Source organism: Haliea salexigens DSM 19537, from assembly GCF_000423125.1.
GTDB lineage: Bacteria > Pseudomonadota > Gammaproteobacteria > Pseudomonadales > Halieaceae > Haliea > Haliea salexigens.
This window is the reverse complement of record NZ_AUHJ01000041.1, coordinates 1-9189: the sequence shown is the minus strand read 5'-3', so window position 1 is coordinate 9189 and position 9189 is coordinate 1. Positions and strand designations below refer to the sequence as shown.

The following is a 9189-nucleotide window of genomic DNA, read 5'->3' as shown; positions in this document are numbered from 1 at the left end:
CCCGTTACCACGGTACCGCGGCCTGAGATCGAGAACACGTCCTCAACCGGCATCAGGAACGTCTGGTCAATCGCACGCTCGGGCTCGGGGATGTAGCTGTCCAGCGTCTCGACCAGCGTCTTGACCGCGGTTACACCCAGCTCGTTGTCGTCTTCGCCGTTCAGCGCCATCAGCGCGGAACCACAGATGATCGGCGTGTCGTCGCCCGGGAAGTCGTAGGTGTCGAGCAGCTCGCGCAGCTCCATTTCCACCAGCTCTTTCATCTCGGCGTATTCTTCGCTGTCCGCGCCGCCGCAATCTTCCGCCAGCAGGTCAGCCTTGTTCAGGAATACCACGATGTAGGGTACGCCCACCTGACGCGACAGCAGGATGTGCTCGCGGGTCTGCGGCATCGGGCCGTCAGTGGCACCACACACCAGGATAGCGCCGTCCATCTGCGCCGCACCGGTGATCATGTTCTTCACGTAGTCGGCGTGGCCGGGGCAATCCACGTGCGCGTAGTGACGCGTCGGTGAATCGTATTCCACGTGCGAGGTGGCGATCGTGATGCCGCGCTCACGCTCTTCCGGGGCGTTGTCGATACCGTCAAACGCCACCGCAGAACCGCTTCCCCAGATCTCTGCACAGACTTTCGTCAGCGCCGCTGTCAGCGTCGTCTTGCCATGGTCTACGTGACCAATGGTGCCCACGTTGACGTGGGGCTTATTACGTTCAAACTTTTCCTTTGCCATCTCGACGGTCTCCTGTTACCGGCCTGGACTTGCAGTAATACCGCACATTCCTGTGTCAACTTCAACCGCCCGGCATGCCGCACGGCAAACAACTGGGTGGAGCTCATAACCGGATTTGAACCGGTGACCTCTTCCTTACCAAGGAAGTGCTCTACCGACTGAGCTATATGAGCCTTGCTCGTACCCAATTGGAGCGGGTAGCGGGAATCGAACCCGCATCATCAGCTTGGAAGGCTGAGGTTCTACCTTTGAACTATACCCGCCTGACCCGCTAGTATCTGGCGGATTAACCGCGGCGGCGGCATGCTAAAGCACGACTTCTGCCACGGCGTTGAACCTGGTGGAGGGGGGTGGATTCGAACCACCGAAGCTTTCGCGTCAGATTTACAGTCTGATCCCTTTGGCCACTCGGGAACCCCTCCGAAAGGCGGCATATTGTCCAGACGGCTCTATCCTTTGTCAACCGATAAATCAAACAAAATCATCCACCTGCCCGGCGATGCCAAACAGGAACCCAGCGGGGGTTTCAGGCGGGAAGTGCGATGGTCGCCTGCGCCTTCACATGCATGCCCCACTGGCTGTTTTGGCCCACGACTTCAACCTCGACCAACCCGTCCGCACAGGACTTCACTTCGCCGCTCATGGTCATGGTGGTGCCGGGGATATTGGGCGCCCCCAGGTGAATGGTCAGCTTGCGGAAGACCGCATCGCGGCCACACCAGTCGCGCAGATAGGTCTCGGTCAGGCCCTGGGTTGTCAGGATGTTCATGAACACATCCGGCATACCGCTGGCCTGCGCTACCGCTTTATCGTGGTGGACCTTTTGAAAGTCGCGTGTCGCCAGGGCGCCGCTCACGATCAGCGACGTGGTGATGGCAATTTCACGTGGCGGCAATGTGTCACCGACCTTGACCTGTCCCTGCTTGACTTGATCACTCATTGGGCAGCCTCCCCGCCGGCATTCTTGGGACGGTATTTGAGCACCTTGAAGCTCTGGCGACCCAGCGGATCCCCGTCCTGATTGGTGAATTCGGTAACCGTTTCGTAAAAGTAGCCCTCGCCGAGCCCTGTCTTTTTACGCTCGGAAATGTTGTCGATCACCGTTCGCGCGTGAACCACTTCGCCCAGGCGCACCTCCCGGTCGTATTCCTGGGTAGTATTGGTCGCGACCACACCCACATAGCCGTGCTCATCAAACAGATCGAACAGCTGGGTCTGCGGGTCCTGCTCACGCCCCTGGGCCGCTACCGCGTAACCGGCCTGGCCCCACGCGAACAGCATCGTTGCCGGCGCCACCAGCTCACCGCGGGAGCCCGAAGCCGCCTCGGCTTCATCCAGATGGTCGGGATTGCTGTTGCCCATGACTTCGCACCAGTGGCGAATCATGGCTTTGTTCACCGCGTCCTTGGCGGTGGAGGAACCGCATTCGCGGCCGACGAAGGCCTGTATCTTTTCCTCGAAGGCGCTGATGTTCTCGCTGCTCATGGTTTTGAGGCTCCGTAGAAATGCAGGTGCGACATGCGTGCCGCTGACTCGTGATCCAACTCGACCGACAACATAATTGAATTTATATTCAATTTCAATTATGTTTTACCCCAGTCATACTTCGATAAACAGCAATTACTAAACGGCGGTGTGCACATGGCGCAAAGTTTCCGAATGAAGCCCCCCATGGGGGAAGACAACGGCTGGTGGTGGCAGCAGGCGGCCGAGGGTAATCTCGCCATTCAGCGCTGCAAGGCCTGCAGCACACTGCGACATCCCCCGCGACCCATGTGTGGCGACTGCCAGTCGCTGGAGTGGGACCACGTCGTTTCGTCAGGTCGGGGGACCCTGGACAGCTTCACCGTTTTGCATCATCCGCAATTCCCCGGCTTCGATTACCCGCTCATCATCATCCTCGTGAAGCTGGAAGAAGGCACACGTTTCACGTCACAGCTGATCAACTGCAGCGTAGAGGCCGTCGAGTTCGGCATGCCTGTGGAAATGATCATGCACGAGGACCCGGACGGTTTCCGTCTGCCCATGTTCCAGCCCGCTCAAGGAGCCCACGCATGAGCCAGTTTCTCAAGGACAAGGCGGCCATTGCCGGTATTGGACTCACCGAATTCTCGAAAAAATCCGGCGTGTCCGAGCTGTCTCTGGCGGCCCAGGCCACCCTCGCCGCCTGTGAAGAGGCAGGACTGCCCCCCTCTGAAATCGACGGCTTTGTCAGCTACACACTGGATTCCACCGATGAAATCGAGCTCGCACGCACCGTGGGTGCCGGCGACCTCAAACTGTTCACCAAGGTCAACTACGGCGGTGGCGCCGCCGTGGGCACCATCCTGCATGCCGTGATGGCGGTGGCCACCGGAGTTGCCGACAACGTCATTTGCTACCGCGCCATGAATGGCCGCTCGGGCCAGCGCATGGGCCAGGGCATTTCCGGGCAGATTGTCAGCTCGGACCTGGTGCACTGGTCCTGGTATATGCCCTACGGCATGCTGACGCCGGGCTCCTGGATTGCCATGATCGCCAACAAATACATGCATCACTACGGCGTCACCGCGGAAGACCTGGGCCGGGTCGCCATCTCCCAGCGCAATTACGCGCAAAGTAACCCGCGCTCGTTCTTCCACGGCAAGCCGCTGACCATGGAGGACTATCTGGCTTCGAAAATGATCGCCGATCCTCTTCGATTGTACGATTTCTGCCAGGAAACCGATGGCGGCTGCGCCATTCTGGTCACCAGCGCCGAGCGCGCCCGCGACCTGCAGCAGAAGCCGGCCATTATTCGCGGTGTCGTGCAGGCCTCCACCCGTGGCCAGGAGCAGATGACCAGCTACTACCGCGAAGAGCTCGATTCCCTGCCCGAAATGGAGATGGCAGCACGGCTGGTATACGCCCAGAGCGGGCTGGGGCCCGACGATATCAACGCAGCCTGCCTGTACGATGCCTTTACGTCAGAGGTGATCATGCAGCTGGAGAGCTTCGGCTTCTGCGGCCGCGGCGAAGGCAAGGACATGGTGCGCGACGGGGCCCTGGACATTGATGGCCGCCTGCCCAACAACACCCATGGCGGCCTGCTGTCAGAGGCCTACATCCACGGCATGAACAGCATTGCCGAAGGCGCACGCCTGGTACGCGGCACGTCGACCAGCCAACCGAAAGGTGTAGAGCATGTGCTGGTGAGCAGCGGCGTGGGGGTGCCCACCGGGGCGCTGATCCTCGGGCGCGACTGACCCCACAGCCCCGCGCGGCAAGCACTGCGCGGGGCTCACTCCCTCCAGGCGTCTGCCGCCAGCGCACCGCGCGCTTCGTTAACCGGCAGCACCGCGACCATCGCCAGCACAAACAGCACCAGGCAGAACACGATCGCATCGGCGAGACCCAGCAGCCACTGCACGAGCCCCAGGCCAAATATGCCAAACACCGCGGCGGCCTTGGTCGCCATGCCCCAGTAACCGAAGAACTCTGCCGCTTTGGCGTGCGGCGTCAGCACTCCCACCAACGCACGCGCCGCCGATTGTGAAGAACCCAGGCTCAGCCCTGAAAGCACGCCCGCAAACAGAAATACGTACTGCGCCTGCCACGACACGTCCAGCCAGGCATGCGCCAGCTGCGTGAGCGCCGGTGTCTGCCAGATTGCGAGAATCGCAACCAGCCACAGCGCAAGCGTGAACAGATAAACCCGGCGCGCGCCCCAGTGACTCTGCAGGTGGCCAAATACCAGTGCACCCAGCGCTGCGGTGATCTGCACCGTAATGAACATCCACACGCGTACCGACTCATCCCACCCAATCACCTGGGCCCCGTAAATAAACGAAAACGCGATAATGATGTAGATGCCGGCCATGGCAAAAAATACCGAAACCAGCAGGGAGCGAAGATCCCGGAACTGCGCCAGCGCGCGCTGCGTCGCCAGCACCCGGGCGACCCCCATGCGCAGCAATGCCGGCGAACTCAAACCGGGACGACGAACACCCCGCTCACGCAGCCAGAGGAATGTCGGGATGGCGGCGAGCAGGAAGAAGCCACCGGCAAAGGGCCCCACCCAGCGGATGCGGTCGTAGTTGTCCAGCGACACATCGCCAAGCACCAACAGGGTAAACGCTGTAGCAACCAGGCCGCCGACATAGCCCAGGCTCCAGCCCAGACCCGAAATCCAGCCGAGCGCACTGCGCGGCCCCAGATCCGGCAGGAAACTGGCAATAAACCCTTCACCGATGGCATAGGCAAAATTGGAGACCACCAGCAACAGCATGGCGGGCACAATCCAACCGGGTTCCACAATGTACAACAGGCAGGTGGCCGCTACGGTGAGCACATAGCTGGCAAACAGGAAACGCTTGCGGCTGCGCGAGTAATCCATGATCGCACCACACACGGGGCTGGCAAACACGACCAGCACATAGCTCACCGCCAGGGCTATGCTCCAAAGCAAATTGCCCAGCCGGTAGTCCGGCGCGTCACCCACGATCACGCGCGTGAAGAGGTCACCGAAAACCACCGTAATAATGAGTAGCGTGTAACCCTGATTGGCGAAGTCGAACATCGCCCAGCCGAATATTTCGCGGCGCGGCGCCAGCGCGACAGGGCCGGTGCCTGTGCTCACACCGGTAGCCGCCGATACACCCACACGGGCTCACCCGACTCCAGTACCAGGCACACACGCTCGTAACGCACACCCAGGCGCTCGTAGCGATCGAGGCGGGCCAGCTCTCTGGGGCCAACGGCGAACACCTCTCCGGGCACACGGCCATCCGGTAGCGGCTGGATGTCCAGGTGGCGCTTGTCAAAGCCCGATACCGCAGCGGGCACGGTGGCAATGCGGCGCCCGACGATCAACCAGCGCACCAGTGGATTGCGCAGGGTGCCATACACGAAGACGCGTTGATCGCAGGGCCCTTCCGGAACGTTGTAGCCCGGTGGCAAGGCGTATCCCCAGGGGCCCAGCAGCACCCACCACAGGTACATGCCCGTTGCGGACAACACACCCAGCAGGCCGGCAGCGACACGCCATCTCCACGCGCTATGTGAAACGGTGATTTGTGCAGTCATTCACACATCATACCGCTGCGGCCAGCACTGTACAGTGCTGCCGCAGCAGGCACGCGGGCGCCCACGCGCGCTCCGGCACGGGACGCAATCTTCAGCTAGACTTCCAGCCATTGCCGGAGGGTTACACGCCCCAGGCTTGCGTGATGCGCCATTCATTGCGACGAGTCGCCACACGGGGGGGACGCTGATCATGAAGGAGCCAACATCAAAGCAGCTGTTCTTGCACAGCGTAACGCGCTGCATGGAAGACCATGCCTTTATACCGGCATTTTATGAGCAGCTGTTCAACGCCTCAGATGAGATCAAGGCCAAGTTTCGCTTCACCGACTTCGAAAAGCAGAACGCCATGCTGCGCCGCTCGCTGTTGTTGTGCGCGGAAGCCACGGCCGGGCGCACGGAAGCCCTGCGCGAAGTGAACGAGCGTGCCACGACACACGATCGCGATCACCTCGATATCGAACCACACCTCTACGCCGTGTGGATCGACACCATCATCACAACCGCCAGTGATTTTGACCTGCAATGGAATGCGGATGTCGAGGCGGCCTGGCGGAAAATTCTGGGGCATGTGGTGCAACAAATGATTCGGCGGTATTGATGATCGATTAACGCGCCCTCAGAGGTTCCCCTACCCCACTCCACCCCGTATATTCAAGACTGGCACTCAAGCTCGTTAGTCGCACCAAAACCTGTACACCTGAGGGAAACCATGCTCAAAGACCAAAAAATTCTCCTCACCGGCGCTGCCGGCCAGATTGCCTTTCCCCTGGGGCAGTTTCTCGCCACCGACAATGAAGTCTGGGCCGTTGCCCGCTTCAGCGAGCCCGGTTCCCGGGAGCGCTGTGAGCAGGCGGGCATGATCACCCGGACCGTTGACCTCGCCACCGGCGATTTCGGCGACTTGCCGCAGGACTTCGATTACGTGCTGCATTTCGCGGTGTTTCAACTCGCCGGGCTGGACTACGACTATGCCCTGCAGGTCAATGCCGAAGGCACGGCGCTGCTGATGGAACACTGCCGCAGCGCAAAAGCCTGCCTGGTCATGTCTACTTGCGCTGTTTACGCGCTGCACCCGGACCCGCGTCACGCGTTTCGCGAGAGCGACCCTCTGGGAGACTCCCAACAGCCCTACTCGCCAACCTACGCGATTTCCAAAATCGCCCAGGAGGCTGTCGCGCGCAGCTGCGCAAGACTCTACAACCTGCCCACAACGATCGCCCGCATGAACGTGTCCTACTCTGCCAACGGCGGGCTCCCGGCCTATCACCTCGACGCCATCATGCAGAACGAGGACATCGTACTGCCCACCGGCGGCGAAGCCTGGTACACCTGTATCCACCAGGACGACATCAACCGGCAGGTTGAGAGCCTGCTGGCAGCCGCATCAGTACCCGCCACTGTCGTGAACTGGAGTGGCGATGAGGCCGTCGATGTGCGCACCTGGTGCGAGTATTTTGGCGAGCTGGCGGGGCGCGAGGTCCGTTTCCGCGAGGACGATAGCCAATCGATACCCTCGCGCGTCAGCGACAACCAGCGTCGCATTGAACTGATCGGTCCCTGCAGCATTGGCTGGCGCGAAGGGTTTGCGGCGATGGCCAGAGCACGCTATCCCTCAATTCCAGCCAGTTAACCGCCTGCCGTGAGCCACTGCAGCGAACTGATTGCCCGCGTGCGTGCCTGCCGCCTGTGCGAGCACGAGCTGCCACTGGGGGCGCGCCCCGTTATCCAGGTACACCCCGATGCCCGTATCCTGATTGCCGGGCAGGCGCCCGGTCGCAAGGTGCATGAAACCGGCATACCGTTTGACGACCCCAGCGGCACGCGGTTGCGGGAATGGCTGGGCATTGAGCGGGAGTGCTTCTACGACCCGCACACCGTGGCGCTACTGCCCATGGGCTTCTGCTACCCGGGTACCGGTAAGAACGGCGACCTGCCACCCCGCCCAGAATGCGCGGCCACTTGGCGTCAGCCGTTGCTGGACCAGTTGCCGCAGCTCGAGCTGACCCTGCTGGTGGGGCAGTATGCGCAGGCCTGGCACCTGGGCGGACCCCGCGTGGGGGTGACTGCGCGCGTGCGCGAGTGGCGGGCTTACTGGCCAGACATCGTGCCACTGCCGCACCCGAGCCCGCGCAACAACCGTTGGCTGGCGCAGAACCCCTGGTTTGAGTCAGAACTGTTGCCTGCGCTGCGAATACGCGTGGGGGAAATCGTGAGCGGCTGCTCAGCAATTGGCTGACCCCGCTATGGCCTAAAGCAAATCTGGAGCAACCTGCTCGAGATAGTCTATCAGTGGCGCCTAGAAGCCGTCACTAACTTGACGCTCGAACACATAGATCGTGTAGTGCGGGTCGGAAGGAAAGATCTCGCCGTAAAGAGAGTCACCGCGACGAAACAAGCGGAAATCAGCGTCTCCATCGAAAACAGGCAGGCGAATGGCCCGTGATTCACCCCTGCTATACGTTAATACCCGTATATCTGACTGGTACATGTCTAGGTGCGATGCTTGATATCACGGTAGAAATTTTCATGGGAACCAAGTGCCATCAATTCCAGGGTCAGGGCGCCCTCGTCAAAGCTATATCCCAATAGGGTGAGTTGCTTGTTCATCGTAAACTTGTGAACTCGCAGGAACGCTAGGTCTCCCTTTTTTTGCTCGCCCAGCTCTGGTTCAGCCATCAAGGCCTTTACGGCCGCATCGAGCTCCTTTTTCTGGTTCGGTTTAAGCTTCTTTACAGCCTTTCTGAAGGTGGGTGTTTGTAGAACACTCGTAACCTTAGCCAAAGTCGTAGCTCTCAAGCTTTCCAGCTTCTCGTTCAGCCACTGCAATTAAGGCCTGCCGCACAAACTCATAAGGAAGGTCAGGGTTGTCTTCCATGATTTCACCAATTTTCGCCCAGTGCTCAATTTGTTTGGGGGGCGTGCGGTTCAGGGCTCGGGCCATAATAGTGGCCTTATCAACAAGTTCCTGGTCCAAACGTATACTGGTGGTTGCCATGCTACTCTCCTCCCGGCCGAAACGCCCCAGATTGTAGCGATACGCCACATTTGAGGCAAGGCGCCACAAGCTGCGTATTCCAGACCAAGCCTGCCACTGATTCCACGCGAAGCCTGCCACCCATTCCACAGCAAAGCTGCCACTGATTCCAGACGAAGCCTGCCACCCCGGCAGGCAGTCTGAGGTCACCCAACGGAGCGCCCCGACGCGGGATAACTAACCGGTACTCTGAGCCTTTCCACACGGAGGGGAACAGATGCCAGCGAAGAGGTTATCCATGCGTAAAATCAAAGAGGTGCTGCGCCTCAAATGGGCCCAGGGCCTGAGCAACCGGCAGATTGCCACCGCCTGTGGCATTGGCCGCCCCACCGTCAGCGAGTATCTGCGTCGTGCCGCCGAGGCCGGTTTGGAATGGCCGCT

General features: G+C 60.5%; 13 protein-coding genes and 3 tRNA genes. 6 read left to right on the top strand and 10 right to left on the bottom strand.

What is annotated here, in order from left to right; genetic code table 11:
* The 6 genes from G533_RS0118725 to G533_RS0118700 form a co-directional block, all read right to left on the bottom strand.
* Positions 1-731, bottom strand: a 731-nt coding sequence (locus G533_RS0118725) for a GTP-binding protein (protein ID WP_027951245.1), incomplete at its 3' end; no start/stop codon positions are given.
* Positions 732-828: 97 nt separating this feature from the next.
* Positions 829-904: transfer RNA gene (locus tag G533_RS0118720), tRNA-Thr, on the bottom strand.
* A 16-nt stretch (positions 905-920) separates the two neighbouring features.
* A tRNA-Gly gene (locus tag G533_RS0118715) sits at positions 921-994 on the bottom strand.
* Between the two features lie 75 nt (positions 995-1069).
* Positions 1070-1153 (bottom strand) — tRNA-Tyr (locus tag G533_RS0118710).
* Between the two features lie 104 nt (positions 1154-1257).
* Positions 1258-1671, bottom strand: coding sequence for a hotdog family protein (locus G533_RS0118705; RefSeq protein ID WP_027951244.1), 414 nt, complete (start codon positions 1669-1671; stop codon positions 1258-1260).
* Entirely contained in the window at positions 1668-2216 is a 549-nt protein-coding gene (locus G533_RS0118700) for an FAS1-like dehydratase domain-containing protein (protein WP_027951243.1), read from the bottom strand. The genes G533_RS0118705 and G533_RS0118700 overlap by 4 nt, the downstream gene beginning before the upstream one ends.
* A 156-nt stretch (positions 2217-2372) precedes the next feature.
* Here G533_RS0118700 and G533_RS22900 point away from each other — a divergent pair, with 156 nt between their 5' ends.
* Both G533_RS22900 and G533_RS0118690 read left to right on the top strand, forming a co-directional pair.
* Complete coding sequence (locus tag G533_RS22900) at positions 2373-2789, top strand: Zn-ribbon domain-containing OB-fold protein (RefSeq protein WP_084639172.1); 417 nt, start codon at positions 2373-2375, stop codon at positions 2787-2789.
* Positions 2786-3955 carry a lipid-transfer protein gene (locus G533_RS0118690; RefSeq protein ID WP_027951242.1) on the top strand — a complete coding sequence of 390 codons (1170 nt, stop codon included), beginning with the start codon at positions 2786-2788 and terminating at the stop codon, positions 3953-3955. Before G533_RS22900 ends, G533_RS0118690 begins: the two co-directional genes overlap by 4 nt.
* A gap of 35 nt (positions 3956-3990) precedes the next feature.
* Here the strand turns inward: G533_RS0118690 and G533_RS0118685 are convergent, their stop codons facing one another.
* On the bottom strand, positions 3991-5328 hold the full coding sequence (locus G533_RS0118685; protein ID WP_027951241.1) for an MFS transporter: 1338 nt from the start codon (positions 5326-5328) through the stop codon (positions 3991-3993).
* A complete protein-coding gene (locus G533_RS22895) occupies positions 5325-5774 on the bottom strand; it encodes a gamma-glutamylcyclotransferase family protein (protein ID WP_051230669.1) in 450 nt (149 codons plus the stop codon). The genes G533_RS0118685 and G533_RS22895 overlap by 4 nt, the downstream gene beginning before the upstream one ends.
* Before the next feature lie 190 nt (positions 5775-5964).
* Here G533_RS22895 and G533_RS0118675 point away from each other — a divergent pair, with 190 nt between their 5' ends.
* The 3 genes from G533_RS0118675 (at position 5965) to G533_RS0118665 (ending at position 8010) form a co-directional block, all read left to right on the top strand.
* Positions 5965-6372 (top strand): globin, encoded by a 408-nt coding sequence (locus tag G533_RS0118675; protein ID WP_027951240.1) that lies wholly within the window; start codon positions 5965-5967, stop codon positions 6370-6372.
* A gap of 111 nt (positions 6373-6483) precedes the next feature.
* The gene (locus G533_RS0118670) at positions 6484-7404 is read left to right on the top strand and encodes an NAD-dependent epimerase/dehydratase family protein (RefSeq protein WP_027951239.1); all 921 of its coding nucleotides are present in this window, start codon (positions 6484-6486) and stop codon (positions 7402-7404) included.
* Between the two features lie 9 nt (positions 7405-7413).
* On the top strand, positions 7414-8010 hold the full coding sequence (locus G533_RS0118665) for a uracil-DNA glycosylase family protein (protein WP_027951238.1): 597 nt from the start codon (positions 7414-7416) through the stop codon (positions 8008-8010).
* Between the two features lie 254 nt (positions 8011-8264).
* Here the strand turns inward: G533_RS0118665 and G533_RS0118660 are convergent, their stop codons facing one another.
* Both G533_RS0118660 and G533_RS0118655 read right to left on the bottom strand, forming a co-directional pair.
* The gene (locus G533_RS0118660) at positions 8265-8600 is read right to left on the bottom strand and encodes a type II toxin-antitoxin system RelE/ParE family toxin (RefSeq protein WP_240472468.1); all 336 of its coding nucleotides are present in this window, start codon (positions 8598-8600) and stop codon (positions 8265-8267) included.
* Positions 8548-8769: a TA system antitoxin ParD family protein gene (locus tag G533_RS0118655; RefSeq protein WP_027951236.1), complete on the bottom strand. Its 222-nt coding sequence runs from the start codon at positions 8767-8769 to the stop codon at positions 8548-8550. The genes G533_RS0118660 and G533_RS0118655 overlap by 53 nt, the downstream gene beginning before the upstream one ends.
* Positions 8770-9025: 256 nt before the next feature.
* On the opposite strand from G533_RS0118655, the gene G533_RS24260 reads away from it, so the two are divergent.
* On the top strand, positions 9026-9189 hold a 164-nt coding region (locus G533_RS24260), incomplete at its 3' end, for a helix-turn-helix domain-containing protein (protein ID WP_144079803.1).